Consider the following 15,817-nt stretch of genomic DNA (forward strand, 5'->3'; position numbering starts at 1 on the left):
ACGATGTACATTTTTCGAAATCGTAATTGTACCTACTATTCTCGTTTTTATTTTCCCACTCAATGGGTTAAGTCTGGCTACCCTAAAGAAGTGCGTTTTTCTTTACGTACCAAGGTACGTTCCATTGCTATAGATCGATCTTTAGTTATTCTTCAGTCTGCGCGTTCATTGGTCGGTGGGACAATCCCTGATGCAAGCGTTAGAGATTTCGTCTCGGCATTCAAAGAGACGATCAGTGCCATAGTAAAAAACGGTTTTGTGGAATCTACTGAATTGGCACCTAGCCTGACTTATACGACACAGCCAGCATCTATGGAACCGAGTTCAATTACCTCTAATGTAGGCCCTTCAGTTTCAGTGTTATTAAGTGAGTTTGTTGAATGCAAGCAGCTTGAAGGTGTTAAGCCCAAAAACATTGATCTGCTTAGCTCGAGAATCAATAACTTTTTCGAGAACCAAACTGTTAGCCCTGATACTGTGACCCCTCGCCACGCTAGGGCATTTCTCAAAAGCCTTTATGGTCGAGGGCTATCCGCGAAGACTGTACGGGACTATCTCGCAGCGATTCGGCAGTTTTATAGCTGGATGATTACAATGGAGTACGCGACTGTTAATCCCTTTGAAAATGTTAGGGTCAAAAAGGATGTCAGGCTTCCTAGTGAACAGCGCAGAAGGTGGAGTAGGGAAGAGCTAGTGAAGCTATTCTCACATGACAACTTTGCTGGTGTAATCGGAACAAATGATTCAACAGTAAACTATCAGAAGAAGCTTGAAGACTATTGGATCCCGTACCTGCTATTGTTCACTGGTGCACGAGTGAGCGAGATCTGTCAGTTGCGTACCGAAGATGTTCAAGAACGAGAAGGTGTTTGGTGCATTAGCGTGAACGAAGATGAAGGCAAGACTGTTAAAACCAAAGCGTCCATTCGCCATATACCGTTACACAAAGAATTGCTCAATATGGGTTTCTTGAGTTATGTGAACCATCGTTACGGAGCTCGTAAGGATAAGTTGTTTGATATTCGGCCGTATGGCAAAACCATGTGTTGGTCAGAGCAGTTTGGTAAGCGTTTTACTAAGGTATTAAAAGCTATTGGGTTAACAGGTGCTCAACGACCTACGTTGCACGGTTTGCGTCATACGTTTGTTGATTCTGCTCAGGCTATAGGTTTGCCTGAAAATGAGGTAAGTGAGATCGTTGGTCATGCAAAGCAAAGCATGACATATGGAAGATATGGAAAACGCTTATCATTGTTGAGGCTAAAGAGCTTGATAGATGAGATCGACTTTGGTTTTGTTCCAATTACCAAACAAGTTCACAGTCGGCCTTGAAGTGTTTGTCTCAAACTTTCTATTCTTTAAATAAATCTATGGATAATACAACTAGAGAATATGAATCATTTATTATGCAGAGTGAGCAAGAGGCGTTTAATCAGTACCTACGCCCTTACTTGATAGCGCATCATCAGAGCGCATCTAAACTCGAGTGTGCAGTAATCAGTAAAGTTTTCGCTGTTTATTTAGAGCTAGGTATCCTAGATGGAGAAGCATTAATAAACGAGAGCAAGTTTGCCGCTCTGGTATCTCGTAGATGCCGCGCACATTTGAGATCAGAGTCAGTTATAAAAACTTATATTTCCTCAGTTAAGCCAAGCGAAGAAGTCAGTATCAACGCGTCTCAACTAGCTTTCAGAATAGTGAAAGAGATAGAAGAGTTAATTCTCAACGAAAGTCGCCACAGAGACTCTACTGTGGTTGAACGCATGCCTGATCGAGAACTAGGCTACTTGAGTAACTAGTCTGAGCTATACAACAAAACGACTTTTGTCATAAACAATTTACAGCGGGCACTCTCTACCTTGAAAGTGCCCCAAAGTGAGTTTGGGTAAAGTAAACCTTCATAAGAATAATTTGGCCAACCGGTGGTTGGACATACTTTTGTATATTATTCAGCTCTAACCATTTTAGATAAAACTGCCCATAATAAGGCTCAAGAGGCTTAGGAACGAACTTTTTCGTTGAATTGGGCCTTACCACTATAATATTTGTCAACTCAATGCTATACAATCAAATTAGTATCACTTGAGGGAAAGATATGTCAGGCTATCTAACTAAAATTAAAACGAAGATTCCTTACTCTGATAAAGAAGTAAATATAGACGTCAATGGTAAAACACTGATCTTAACGGGTGGTAACGGTTGCGGTAAGACACAGTTGCTGAAGTTAATTTATGAAAAGCTGAAAGTTTCAGTTATCGACCGTCAAAATTACAATTTAGCTGACGTTGAAAGGAACTTGAAATCCAATCAAGATCACCTTAGTCGCATCGGTCCAGCTCATCAACACTATAAGCACTACACGCAACAAGTTGAGATATATAGTCGACAGCTTGAAGATACAAAGTATCCCTCATTAGAAACTAGTAACCTTGAAGAGTTCATTGTGAACTATCAAGAGCTAAAAGCTCTTTTAATTGAGTTTGAAGCGATGAGAAAATCTGAAATTGTTAAGCCGTCTTCGGTTTCGAGCATTAGTAGCTTAAGAGATCAAGACAAACAGGCAGTTCAACAAGTAAATAGGAAAGCCAGTACCTCATCATTATTTGAACAGTTCTTAGTCACGAATAAAGCGAATCAGGCTTTTTCCGAGTCAGAAAAAATCAACAACGACCCTGCAGAAGCGGCACGGATTGATAAGTGGTTTACTAAGCTAGAGACCGATTTACGAAACCTTTTTGAAGATAGAGATCTTGAGCTAGTTTTTAAATCCGACTCGTTCTCTTTCGAGATCCATCAACCACACAAAGAACCGTACACTTTCCAAACATTATCTTCTGGTTTCTCGTCGATTATGGCTGTGTATGCAGATCTAATTACTAAGGTATCTCTACGCTCAATAGACCCCGAAGAGCTAACTGGGGTGGTATTGATTGATGAAATTGATGCTCACCTTCATGTTTCATTGCAAAAGAAAATCTTATCATTTCTTACTCAGGCATTTCCGAGAGTTCAGTTCATCGTATCAACTCATTCTCCGTTTGTTGTCTCATCGATTGATGATGCAGTGATTTACGATCTATCAAAACGAGAGCAGGTCGAAGATCTATCAATGTACTCTTACGAATCCGTACTTGAAGGCTTATTCGGAGTACTTCCAATTTCTAGCTTACTTCAACAAAATATTGAAGCTCTAGCCAAGCTATTAGACAAGCCCACGATTGATGTCGAAGAGGTCCAGTCACTTTTAGATAAGTTACCACCGGATGAAGATTCATTAGATTCTGAATCACTTTACTTTGTTAATTCAGCAAAATTAGCGATCAACAAAGCAAAGAGGTAGTAGCATGTTCAATGCAGTTAGAAATGAACCAGCTCCTACTTCACTGGCTGGAAAAAGAAAATATGACTCAGAAGATGTTTGGGACGCCTTAAAAAAGGTGTTTCATAAGAAGTGTTATATTTGTGAAACTAGTGCTCCATTAGAAATCAATGTCGAACACTTTGTACCACATGAGGGTGATGAGGGTTTAAAGTACGATTGGAATAATTTGTACTTATCTTGTGGTCGGTGTAATAACATTAAGCTTGCTAAGTATGATGACCTTTTGGACTGTTGTGACCCTGATACCGATGTCGTTCGTGCGATAAAACATAAGCCACCATTAACCCCATTTGCTAGAAAGCTCCAAATTGAAGCTCAAAGTGATGATGATAAGACTAAATTAACAGCAGAACTTCTAAACCGAGTCTTTAATAGTGAGCACACGCCTAATAAGGCAGTTACGGCTTCATCCCTCAGACGCAAAGTGTTTGATCAATACAACTTATTGTTAACACAGTTGAACAATTATTATGATCCACTAGCTTTACCTGATGAAAAAGATAGATCCGTTGAGCGAATCAAACTCCTCCTAAAACCTTCTTCTCCATACAGCGCATTTATAAGTTGGTGCATTATGGAAGATGAAGAGCTAGGGCCGATGCTGCATGATTGTATAGGTATAGTTTGATAGGATTCGATGTCAGTTTTTTCACGCTCTCTCTAGTTCGTTACTTTCTGAGCGAGCACAGCCGCTAACTCAGAAGTATACATAACTTTCTAGTTAGCACTTCTTTGTGATAATAGGTAGTTAAAAGTTAGTTTCTTAGGTGCTTGGGAGTATCAACTTAGAATTACTTAGTGGTTTGCCATACTGGAAGTAATTGGTGAGTTTCTAATTTAGTAAAATCACTGACTCAATTTTGTCCAGCAATGATTTAACGTAATTGCTCTAAGCAGTTTATGCCCCCAAGCTTGCTAGCCATTTTGTTTACAGTACTTTCGCTGATGAACTGTTGCCTTACTATTTCTTATCAGTGTAACGTCGATAAAATTAGTGCTTATTTAAGCTTTTGATGAGTTGTCTAAAGGAAGGTAAAAACAATGAATATGCAAAAATTTTCAGGGATAGTTGAGCTATCGTCTTACACACTTCGATACTATGAAAAAATCGGTTTACTCAAACATGTTCATCGAAATAGCAGTGGCCACCGAGTTTACTCAAATCGAGATATTGATTGGGTAAACTTTATTAAACGACTCAAAGATACAGGGATGCCGCTAGAAGAAATCCAAAAATATGCATCATTAAGAGATTTGGGTACAAAAACCGTGGTTGACCGCCAAAAACTGTTAGAAATACATCGAGAAAACTTAAAAGAACACATTAGACAACAAAATGAGCATCTGAAAGCATTAGATAACAAAATTAATTTGTATAAGAGTGGGAAAGTGAGTTGACTTAGAGTTAACTCTAACTTGTAAGGTGTGCTGGTATTCATAAAGAGGAGCACACAAATGGAAATTTCTCGATTTAATTCAGGTCTAGAACAACTATCCAAAATAGATGGTGAAGCAGGCCAAAAAGTTATCGATAGTCTTCAAGATATTTGTCCTGATTTAGCTAAGTACACAATTGAATATCCGTTTGGTGATATCTACACACGTCAGGGCTTAGACTTAAAATCAAGAGAGATCGCAACGGTTTCAGCATTAACTGCTATGGGTACTTGTACTCCACAACTAAAAGTGCATTTACATGCGGCCCTTAACGTTGGCTGTACAGAACAAGAGCTGAAAGAAGTAATAATTCAAATGTCTGTCTATGCAGGTTTCCCAGCAGCATTAAATGGAATGTTTGCTTTCAAAGAAGTGCTATCCGAAAGGAAGCATCCGTAGGTCACTAGCAAAACCGGACCTGATAGGGCAGCACAACACGAAGCTGCCCCATTGTGAGCTACGTGAACCATCTGCTTGACCTAATTTTTATAATGAGTGAAAGTTGCTGGAAATACCTGTTATTGTCTTTTGCTAACTTGTTGTTGATATGAAAACTAGTTTAAGTATTCGCACTTACACAAAGCGCTTTAGTCGCCATGTTCACGATAGCTATCATCAACTGGTACTGCCTATTCAAGGTAATATTCATATTGATATGGATGGTTTCTTGGGTAAGGTGAGTGTCGGTGAATGCGTGGTGATCCCAAAAGGTGTAGCACATGGATTTAATGCTGATGAAGCAGCACGATTCATTGTAGCCGATCTTGATGATCTGCCTTCGCATTTGATCAGTGAGGAACTAGCTGTTTTTTCGATCTCTCCCCCTTTGTTGAGCTTTATTCACTTTGTTGAAAAGCAACTTGAATATCAGGTGGATAGTGCAATTGAAGCATCTATGGTAAGTATCTTCACCTTATTGCTGGGACAGCAAGAGTTGTCTCGAACTAACGATCCACGGATTCGAGCAGTGCAGGTGATGATCAGTGAACGGTTAGCCGAGCCTCTTACCATTCAGTCGCTTGCTAAGATTGCGTATCTTAGTCCAACTCAGTTCAAGAAGCTCTTCAAAGAAAACATAGGGATGAGTGTACTCAAATACATCACTGAGCAACGTATGGAGAAGGCTAAGGCACTGCTAACCCATACTGACTTACCTGTGCAGTGGGTAGCTGAGCGAGTAGGATACAGCGACCTTTCAGCTTTTAGTCGACGCTTTTCCGCCCACTATGGAATGTCTCCAAGGGAGTTCGCACGCTCTTGAGTTCGTCTACTTAAGCAACTATTGCGTCCTTTTAGCAAAAACATGATGTGATTAATCGCCTAAAATCTCTGCATTGTTATGAGTTTTTCGGTAGATATAATTATGTTGTACAGTCGCTATACTTCCTATCAGCTTGGCATTTTCTCGATACTGTTTGCCTCAGTCTTATGGGGTACTACAGGTACAGTCGCTAGTTTAGCTCCAGATATTAGCTCTCTAGCAATAGGCGCTTTTTCAATGGGAGTTGGTGGGCTTTTTCAAGCCGCACTATCTCGCAAACAATTGCTAAATGATTTCAAGAAGATTCTGATTCACAAGAGAAAGTTAGCGATTAGCGCAATCGCATTGGCTGCCTATCCATTAGCATTTTATTCCTCGATGAGGCTGGCTGGTGTCGCAATTGGTACCGTAATTTCTATTGCCACAGCACCGTTTTTTGCGGCCATACTTGAGTGTCTATTTAGCAAAGGGAAAAGAATCACGAAAAAATGGTTGCTAAGCTTCTCTGTTGGAATTGCAGGCATCATGTTGTTGGTTTTCTCTGAGTCACCTGCAACCCATACAGTTAATAACTTGAGACTGATTGGTATCTTGTTGGGTTTTATTGCGGGTTTGTGTTATGCCGTCTATTCGTGGATTGCTAAGACATTGATTGAACAGGGTGTCCAATCCCAATCGGCTTTAGGTTGTATTTTTGGTTTTGGTTCGTTAATTTTGCTCCCAACACTTTTGGTTACTGGAGATAATCTTTTTGCATCAACAACCAATATTCTGGTAGTTGGCTATATGGCTTTGATTCCAATGGGGTTGGGTTATATTGCTTATGGATTTGGCCTAAGGTTTGTAACCGCCAGTAGTGCAAGTTTGATTACACTTTTTGAGCCTGTTGTAGCAGCAACTTTGGCAGTGGTGGTGGTTGGCGAGTCGATACCAATGCTTGGATGGAGTGGCATCGGTTTAATCCTAATTTGTTTGTTGATTCAAGTGAAAGGTAGATAGCCACCTACGAACCAACAGGTATAGATATTATCGTGTCTAGTTGTTTCCTATGTTAAGCAACTAGACTGATGACTGCTAACAAAGCTGTTCGATTATGATATATAAAGTCACACTAGGAAATGGCCCCCTCCAAGCGATTTTCCAATACCTATAATTATTCGTATATAACTAAATTAGCAACCTCGGTAACTCATTTCTGTCCAGAGGTGTGCTGAAGCTAATCGTGGCAAACACACCTTTGCCCCAAAGAGAGTTATGGCTAGCGGTAATCAATCTCATTTTGGAATACATATTGTAATGGATTGACACCTGCCTCTTTGCTCCAATGCTAGACAATTTCAATCTTAGTCGCTGCTAGGACCATAGTGCTTCTAAATCGACATCTTCACTATCTGGTTGCTTCTCTTTCGCTAATTCCTTCACCTGTAGAACCATAGGTAAATCAAACGCGGTTCCAGTAATAACACAACTGCCACGAGATAAGTTGGGAATCATGCTTCTAGACATGTTATCCAATGTGCTAATCGTGTTATCAATCAAGAATAAATCTCTATCATTGACCAATCGGTGAATGAAAAAGTTGTGTATTTGGGACACGATAGTTGGTGATATATCTGCTGGTCTTTGGCTAGAAAGAGTCAGATACATGCCAAATTTACGCCCCTCTTTAATGATTTCTTCAAAGGTTTCAAGTCTGTAGTCTTTCCAGCTTTCACTCTCACGGGTGGATTGCTGTGACAGTATGTTATGAGCCTCATCAATTATAAGATGTATTGTTTTATCTGGCGGATTGGCCACAGCTACTTTATGTGGGTTGTAGTAATGCTTGGCTATCAATAAAGGAAGAACTTTCTTGATATCTTGATTACATTTTCTTAGGGAGATAATAGTGACAGTTTTATTCGCCACTGGATCCTCATTAACTTGAATGACTTTGGATAAGTTCGATAGTGATGAGTCTATGCGTTTCAATAGTGGTTGAATAAAATCAAACTGAACATATCCGCTTATCAGGTCTCTTATTAGCTGTATGTGGCAGCGAATGTTAAATTGGTCTAAGTCACTTAGACCTTGAGGGATAGTTATAGCATCGACATCATCTTTTAGTATGTTTCTGTAATAATTCCCGTCGGCACGAAAGTAAGAGTTAGGCGTTACATAGAAGCCTTTGGTGGTTCCATTGAAAGATACAGTTTTCAATGTGTCCTTGATTGCTGCATTGTCCAGTGTGTTTGTGATTTCACGGATGAGATCTAGTAGCTCTGGATGAGGTGCAGCTGCAGTAAACACTTTTTCATAGGTTGTTTTAATGTAGTTTAAGAAATTAGCTTCGGTATCAAATTGTAGCTTGCCTTTTACGATTCGATTGATGAATGGTTTCTGTGTGTTTTGTGTAGCCTGAAAGAGCAAACTCAATGTATCTGTGTCCCAGAACTCTGATTTGGCTAGTGGAAACTTTTGCTCAGCATTGCGAGAGTTAAGGTTGTATACGTTTTTATATTGGTCAGTAGTAAGTTGCCCGTTTGTGTATTCACCATTGAAGTCGATAACGATAAATTGGCTTTTACCATTGACCTGTTCAATTTTCTTATCAAAAAGAGTGGTGTATAAGTTGGTTAGCGTGTTTGACTTACCACTCCCCGTATTTCCAAAAATCCCAATATGAGAGTTGAACAACTTGTGCCATGGTAGAGAAACTGGAAATTCTTCTTTTAACAGACTTCCGATTACAAAATCACTGCCTGCTTTGCCGTAGATGTCAGCGAGCCTATCTTCTTCGAGTAAGAAAACTGGGTCTTTAATTAACGGGAGATGCTTTATGCCTTCGACAAAACGTCCTGACTCAAAGTAACCAATGGGTTTGAGGTCTACTGTCCGAATATAATGGAATTCGTCATCAATCCATTTTTCATCTAAGTACTCTCCCTCGACTACGCAGATTATCTTCTTAAAACCACGTTCTATCTGCACATACTCGCGTATTGAAACACCTTTGTACTTTGTACCGTCGTAGAATAATGTGTCTTTGTTCGATTCTTCAAAAACCTTAATTGATACCTTAACGCCTTTTACGGCAATAACTTCACCCACTAAAATAGCCATGTTATTCCCTTAACTTGGAAGCTTGAATACTTTGTTATTAAATGCATCAAAGTCTAGAAAACCATCTAGCTTGATGAGCTTAACGTTATTAAAGCTGCCGAATAGAGTTTCCATTGCATCTATAGTGGGAGCATCAAAACAACACAGGTACATAGTGAGGGATTTATTGCCAAGTGAGCGTTTTATTAAGTTGGTGATGTGTTCATCCGCAAATGAAAAACCAAATGCAATAAGCGTTGAGTCTTGTTTTTCCAATTCATAACTCATTAGGCGAAGCATTTGATAATAATGTTCGTCAAAAACAGTTTCGTGAAACTTCCATTTGGTAGGGTTAACAATTGGAAGTTTTTTGTAAGTAGCCCAAAATATCTTTTCTATGTCTGAAAAGGTCTCATTAAAGGTGATTGTGTCAAAAGCGTCACGTGTGGCTTCCTTATTGTTAAGAATTGCTTCTAGTTCTTCCAACTCACTGTTGACGCTATCAAAAAATTCATCCTCGAATTTGCAGTCCTTATCATCGTAGTTAACTGCTATTCGGTTATCATTGAGTGTCCAGAATGCTGAACCATGTAAGTGAACTAGATTGGCTTGTGGGATACTGAAACAGTTTTTGCCAAATATGCTATGTTTGATTTCGGACGTGTCAAAGTGTCGAGCTTCAACAAATTTTCTACGAAAACCTTTAGAGCCATCATTCAGTACAAACTCTAAGTTTGATTCCTCAAGCAAAAGCTCTTCATATGCATCGGCGAAACACGAGTCATAGTTTGTGGTGAAAATATTAGCTTTTTTCTGAGATTTGTTTTTAGAGGCAATTGTCTTAAGTGTTTTAAGTAATGCTTGGTAGTTTTTGATGACAGCTAGCTTTCTTACATCTTCATCACCATCTAGCTCCAACTCAATTGCTAGGTCGGCTCCTGATTTAATCTCTTCTATATCGAATGATATTACGGGTTCAATGCAGTTGACGTAGTAGTACATGAAAAGTAACGACTTAAGCTGAAGCTTGTTTTCATCTTCAAAGTACTTACCTAGTGTTTCGATGGACTCATTTTCCATTTGGGTCGCAAGTGTAGGGAAAAGCCCAAATGATGCGCCTGAGCCTATCAATAGATTGACATTGTGTTGCCAGATATCATTAATTTTTATTTCTTCTAGATGTTCCATACTCTTTATCTTCAATGGCGTATATTAAAACCATTTTAACTCAATTGTTTTGCTTGGTAAGCAATGAGTTGCTTAGTATTTAAATAGGTTTTCTTTGAGGTGATGACTTGGAAAAACAATGCAGTCTTTAGGTACCCTTTGGCTCTCTGTTCTGTAGTATTCTAACTAATGAATTTTGCGGGATGACCAACACACCTTTGTCCAAGAACTTCTCAGGTTGAATTTTTACCCGCGGCACTTTCTAGCTCGAAAGTGCCCATTCGGTGTTATGACTTATTGATGCCTTTGATCTTATATTGTCATTTGACTCACTATTTCTCATTTCAAAAAAGTAGCAAGTTTTACAGCCATTACCAATCTTTAGCTCTAAATTAAGTGGTACTATGTGCATATAAGTGTCACGGTTAATGGTATTGCAGCATAGAGTAGCTATGAAAGAACATTCTCAGTCTAAACATAAAATCACCTATACCTCTTCCTTGAGTTCAACATCACTAGGAAAATCTGATGCACAGTCTCCAGAGGCGTTGGAGATTGGAAGAAAGATTCATGAGTCGTTGCAAGGAATACCAAGCCAGATTGCTCATGAAACGTTAGAGGAGGCTCAACGTAAGATTAGAGAAGGGCTACATACTGAAGCTTTAGCTTTGCTACTAGAGAATGCATTCTTTATCACTAAACTCAGAGATAAGAGAGTATTAGAAATTATAGAATCAATCGATAGTTTTAACCTAGATTGTAGGCAGGAACACTTATTCTATTGCCTTGGGTATGCATCAATCATTGGCGAATTACAGAAAGTAACAAAATATATTTATCTTTTGGAAAGTGAGTTTTCAGATAGTTTAGATGAGAAGCATTTGGATGGTTTTACTTTGGAGAGAGCAAGATATGCTAAAGAACAAGGTAAAAGGCATTTGGCTGTAATTCATTATCAAGAATTACTTAAAAGAGAGCATGCCTCACCGAGAGATACCGCAGTTGCTTATCAAGGTTTGGCAGATCTCGCCAATAATGATCAAGACACTGCTCGATATCATAAATTAAGTGCTGATAAGTTTCTCGAAGCTGGGCAGAAAAAGGGGGCGATTACTAACTTATTGCAACTATCAAAGCTACAAGCTAAGGAGTCTCCTGATTTAGCATTAAGAACATTAGAAACATGCTTACAGTTGGCAGGGTCAGATGACTTGTTAGATCGCCACGGAAAAGCCCATCTCTTACAGGATAAAGCTACCTACTTGCATAAGCTTGGAGAGAAAGAAGAAGCATTAAAAACCATTGAAAATGCGTTTATTCTAGATGAAGGTGTTTTTGGTGCTGAAATCAACTTACATACTTCTTATAGGATGGCTGCTCAATACGCTTCAGAGCTTGGCATCAAAGACAAAGTAGCTCGCTATACTAAGTTGGCTGTAGGTATTTCCTCAGCCATTGATGACGAGTTATTCAACTTACAAACTAAAATAGCTGATTATTACAATGAACATGATCGGTTGAGTAGAGATTTATTAAATGAAGTCATGGCGTTTGGTAACTCTGGCTTGATTGGTACTGTTTTACTCAAAGAATCTCTCGACCCATCTAATTCAATTACAGATTCAATAGACTTCCTAGATGCTGCACTTGGACACTTAGAAAAAAAAGATGATAGAGGTGTCATTGATTTAGTCCATTTTCATTTTGGCTTGATATACCAAAAGCAAGGATTGACGACTGATGCAGAGGAAAGCTACCTGAAGTCTCTCGATACCAATCCATATAACTACCCTGCAGCAAACAACCTAGCTGGGCTTTACATGAAAAGTGAACAATGGGAGAAAGCAGGGGAGTTTTTTCGTGCAAGGATCAAGTTGTTGGGTGAGTTACCAAACATGTGTTTTGGGTATGGGAAGGCTCTCTATGAACAGCATAGATATCATGAAGCTCTAGAGTTCTTTAATAAAGCTAACCCAGAAACAAAAGACTTGCTGCAACTAAAGAACGATTGCTTTATTAAGATGCCGAAAGGCATGATAGCGACTAGTTTCAAACCAGAAGTTGTTGTAGAGATTACGAGTGATAATTTGTTAGATGCGTTAAAAGAATTTTCAGCTACGATATCTTCTCAAAATAGGATGCACTTTTGGCAATCTGATAAGAAAGGTGGCCACAAGTGGAATAAGAACCCCGAAGAAATTGGGAAACAGCTACTTATTGCATTCTTATCAGCAAAGTTTGGTAAAGATAACGTACAAATAATACAGGAGCATCGTGCTGGAGCTGGCTTCATTGACTTGTATCTTTTCCTTGTTGGAGGCTTAAAGGTTGTTGTAGAGCTTAAAATGTGCGGTGCTCCATATACAAGCTCTTATGCAATATCAGGAAAAGATCAGATAGTTCACTATCAAAATAATACAGGTTCTAATCTAGGCTATTTAGTTGTTTTTGATGGCAGAAAAAGGGACTTTGCGAAAGGCTTTAAAGATCTTCAAATTGTTGAAAATAAGACTATTTACTCTATTGCTGTGGACGTGCGAAATACTGTTAAGTAAAGCTCTTAGGGGGGGCTGAAGTTTGTTAGTAAAGCCTGACTGAGAATTCTGGCGGCCTTAAAAATCGTTTGGACAGGGTTATCAATGCTGCAATGTAGATTTCGCAATACCCTGTCTAATCTATTGTTTACTAACTTAGCAAATGCTGTAACTCGGAAATGTCCATTTTTGAGTTTATAACTAGAAAATTTTCTGGACTAACTCGTCGTGACTTACAAGCTAATGTGTAGTCTAGTCAGAATTAGTACGGCTTAGGTTTGGCCGCACGACCAAAACTAGTAATTCATAAACCACGTTTCTTAACAGTGGTTCTGACTACCGCTAGCTTACGTTGCTGCTGTAACGAGAGGTCGTACTTCTCAATTCGAACTAGGTTTCTTTTGATTCTATTGAACTGTCGTTGCTCCTGCTTGAAATCACCTTCTAGTTTGGCTTTCGTCCACTTGTCACTCTGCGTTTGGATCTGCTTAATCAGTTTTTCTATCTCGAGAGTTTCTAATGAATTCTGATGTTGGTACTGCCAAGTACTGAGTCTGCGCCCTTGTTGTTTTTCAACTACTTCATATAGTCGATGATCCATGTTGGCATGCTTTAACGTCGCGAGGCTAAAAGCTTGCTTGATGACTTTGGTAGCCTTCTTCTTTTGAAGCTCTTTTAATACGCGGCTGCCAACGACTTTGCCAATAATCAGTGGACATGATCACCACTGCCTCTATTACCATCTTGCTTCTGCTGATGTAGAACCGCTCTAATCTGCTTTTGAAAGGCTTTGAGTTCCTCTGCGTTTAGATCGCATAGTTTAGCTAATGCAATACAGCAGTCTTTTACAATTAACCGCCACTGATGAGTTGAGGGACGATATCCTTTTGGAAGGGTAAGGCAGTACTCCATTGCATAGCTTGTTAGAGGTCTACCTCCTTTGCCGCTAGTTACTTGCATTAATCGAAATGCCTCACCCGCAAGCGCTATTTTTCTTGTCGTGGCTTCGTTACCGAAAATCGAAATTAGTCGTTCTGAATTTCGATGGTTAGTGTGGCGCTTATCCATCAAGTAGCGCTCGCGGTGGGAGACACCTAATGAAGAGTTTTTGACAGGCTTGGTTATAACGCTCCAGTTTTTTAGCATGAGTAGTGTTTTTAAAAAGGATATTAAAAATATCCTTTTTTTCAAACAAACATGAGGGTTGCTATGATTATTGTGTAGTGTCCAGATAGGACTAATGCTGCGCTTATATTACTCCACTGGCAAGAAGGGGAGCCCTTCTTGACTACCCTAAAAGCTCTTTTTAAGCGATTAGCTAATATCTTCTTGGGTATGACTAAGATTCGTTTCTTCCATAAGAAGAGGGACTAGCCGCACAGAGGAAATCGAAGGTCTACCTTTAAAACCGATAGATAGAGTTGAAGTTTCTAGTTTGTATTTTATGCCAACCACCTGAGCTATTTCCTCAAGAGCGGGCTTAACACCTTTGTTAATCAGTTGGTTAGGCCTTTTACGGAAAGAAGCTGGTAAGTCACCCAAAAGCGACATGAATTCATGTATGTCAAAGGCTTTTGAATGTTTTGCGTTCATGTATCCTCCGTTGTTATGGTAGTAGTTAACTAACTTCAAGAGCTTTAAGCTCAGCTTTAGTTTTAATCGTCGGGCTAGCTCTACGCTATACATTTTGAAACCATGAACGCCTATTACATAAGGGACAAAGTCTGAATTAATAACAAACTTAATGTACCCATTGCCTTTTTCAATGCTCTCAAAAGGCTTTAAAGTGACTGTCGACGGCTTAGGCTTTACTAGTCCTTTAGACGGGGTTTGTTCATGTTCAAATTGGAGTTCTTCAATATCCCCCGGAAAGAACTTTTCCCAAAGTGTTATTTCTTTTTCTTCTAATTTGTCTATCTCTTTAAGTCTAGATATCTTTCCGCCCAAACCTAGGTATTCACATACTATATTGTTGGGTATGAAAACACTTCGATAATCGCAATGACGATAAATTTCTCTAATCATCTTAAAAGTGACTGAACATTCAGACAGCGACGATTCTCCATTGTCGCTTACTTGAAATACCTCTTCATCATAGAGAGGGAATAGATGCAGTTGAGATATCACGATGTCAAATAGCTTTTGTTCTTGAGAAGTGTAATGGTGTATCGCAAAAGCTAACTCGTTTGAATAGGTTACTTTGCTAGAGTCAATATTGGTCGAAAGATGACCTATAGGCATGTGTGGGGATTCTGTTGTGAATATTGGATGGTATTTCGTCATTAACTTTAGTCCAGATAGCTTGGGTAAGAAATATTTTTATGGATACGTCCGAGTTATTGCAATGTAGATCTGCGGGAAAATGCGCGGTAATTAAGGGGATTTGGTTATTGACAAGTCGAATTTTACCAGTAACGCCTTATGGGCAGAAATTCTCTAAAATAAGGCAATACGTGACTTTAATCGGGCAATATGTGTTTTATCTTGGCGGAAAATGACTTTAATCAGGCAGTTTTTCTCTAAAATAATTACGAAATCAACGTATGTACATGAATTGAAAGTACATTTTTGGGGTTTTGATTGCTAAAGAGTTTTTAAGAGAAAATTAAGAGTATCAAGTGAATTTGACCCAACCCAAAGACAGGTCTTTTGGGAGGCGGGTTATTAGATTTGTTTCTTATGTTTCCATCCTTCCTATATTATTTTCTCAGTCTATATTCGTCGCTACGCTCTCATATTTTGTTATTTGTGGTTCTGTTTGTATGATTTTTAGACACTTGAAATGCCTTCAATACGAGTCTTTTGACTAGTGGTAAACGCGTTACTTTAGTAACTGAATGAAACTGAAGTACAAATTTTCATCAAGATGGCTGTCAACATAATTCATCTGATTTACCATAGGAAAAGTGTGAATTATTTATCTTGCGATGTTGGATTCTGGAAAATATTATTTTC

Annotated in this window: 12 protein-coding genes; 8 read left to right on the plus strand and 4 right to left on the minus strand. The window is 39.0% G+C overall.

Annotated elements, in window-relative coordinates; translation table 11 throughout:
* Positions 1–3 precede the first annotated feature (3 nt).
* The 7 genes from OH458_RS10680 (at position 4) to OH458_RS10710 (ending at position 7,079) form a co-directional block, all read left to right on the plus strand.
* Positions 4–1,332, plus strand: coding sequence for a tyrosine-type recombinase/integrase (locus OH458_RS10680; protein ID WP_269978320.1), 1,329 nt, complete (start codon positions 4–6; stop codon positions 1,330–1,332).
* 763 nt (positions 1,333–2,095) lie between these two features.
* Positions 2,096–3,340 carry an AAA family ATPase gene (locus tag OH458_RS10685; RefSeq protein WP_269978321.1) on the plus strand — a complete coding sequence of 415 codons (1,245 nt, stop codon included), beginning with the start codon at positions 2,096–2,098 and terminating at the stop codon, positions 3,338–3,340.
* A gap of 4 nt (positions 3,341–3,344) precedes the next feature.
* Complete coding sequence (locus tag OH458_RS10690; RefSeq protein ID WP_269978322.1) at positions 3,345–4,010, plus strand: HNH endonuclease; 666 nt, start codon at positions 3,345–3,347, stop codon at positions 4,008–4,010.
* A gap of 413 nt (positions 4,011–4,423) precedes the next feature.
* Complete coding sequence (locus OH458_RS10695; protein WP_269978323.1) at positions 4,424–4,780, plus strand: MerR family transcriptional regulator; 357 nt, start codon at positions 4,424–4,426, stop codon at positions 4,778–4,780.
* 57 nt (positions 4,781–4,837) lie between these two features.
* The gene (locus tag OH458_RS10700) at positions 4,838–5,218 is read left to right on the plus strand and encodes a carboxymuconolactone decarboxylase family protein (RefSeq protein WP_269978324.1); all 381 of its coding nucleotides are present in this window, start codon (positions 4,838–4,840) and stop codon (positions 5,216–5,218) included.
* A gap of 148 nt (positions 5,219–5,366) precedes the next feature.
* The gene (locus tag OH458_RS10705) at positions 5,367–6,080 is read left to right on the plus strand and encodes an AraC family transcriptional regulator (protein ID WP_269978325.1); all 714 of its coding nucleotides are present in this window, start codon (positions 5,367–5,369) and stop codon (positions 6,078–6,080) included.
* Between the two features lie 102 nt (positions 6,081–6,182).
* Complete coding sequence (locus OH458_RS10710) at positions 6,183–7,079, plus strand: DMT family transporter (protein WP_269978326.1); 897 nt, start codon at positions 6,183–6,185, stop codon at positions 7,077–7,079.
* Between the two features lie 354 nt (positions 7,080–7,433).
* On the opposite strand, the gene OH458_RS10715 is transcribed toward OH458_RS10710, so the two are convergent.
* On the minus strand, positions 7,434–9,182 hold the full coding sequence (locus tag OH458_RS10715; protein WP_269978327.1) for an ATP-binding protein: 1,749 nt from the start codon (positions 9,180–9,182) through the stop codon (positions 7,434–7,436).
* A 9-nt stretch (positions 9,183–9,191) separates the two neighbouring features.
* A complete protein-coding gene (locus OH458_RS10720) occupies positions 9,192–10,349 on the minus strand; it encodes an SIR2 family protein (protein ID WP_269978328.1) in 1,158 nt (385 codons plus the stop codon).
* 431 nt (positions 10,350–10,780) lie between these two features.
* On the opposite strand from OH458_RS10720, the gene OH458_RS10725 reads away from it, so the two are divergent.
* Complete coding sequence (locus OH458_RS10725) at positions 10,781–12,883, plus strand: tetratricopeptide repeat protein (protein ID WP_269978329.1); 2,103 nt, start codon at positions 10,781–10,783, stop codon at positions 12,881–12,883.
* A 283-nt stretch (positions 12,884–13,166) separates the two neighbouring features.
* Here the strand turns inward: OH458_RS10725 and OH458_RS22090 are convergent, their stop codons facing one another.
* Complete coding sequence (locus OH458_RS22090) at positions 13,167–13,463, minus strand: hypothetical protein (RefSeq protein ID WP_333482668.1); 297 nt, start codon at positions 13,461–13,463, stop codon at positions 13,167–13,169.
* Positions 13,464–14,176: 713 nt separating this feature from the next.
* Complete coding sequence (locus tag OH458_RS10735; protein ID WP_269978330.1) at positions 14,177–15,145, minus strand: RepB family plasmid replication initiator protein; 969 nt, start codon at positions 15,143–15,145, stop codon at positions 14,177–14,179.
* Positions 15,146–15,817 lie beyond the last annotated feature (672 nt).

Source organism: Vibrio sp. MarTm2 (genome assembly GCF_027587055.1).
Classification (GTDB): Bacteria; Pseudomonadota; Gammaproteobacteria; order Enterobacterales; family Vibrionaceae; genus Vibrio; species Vibrio sinaloensis_D.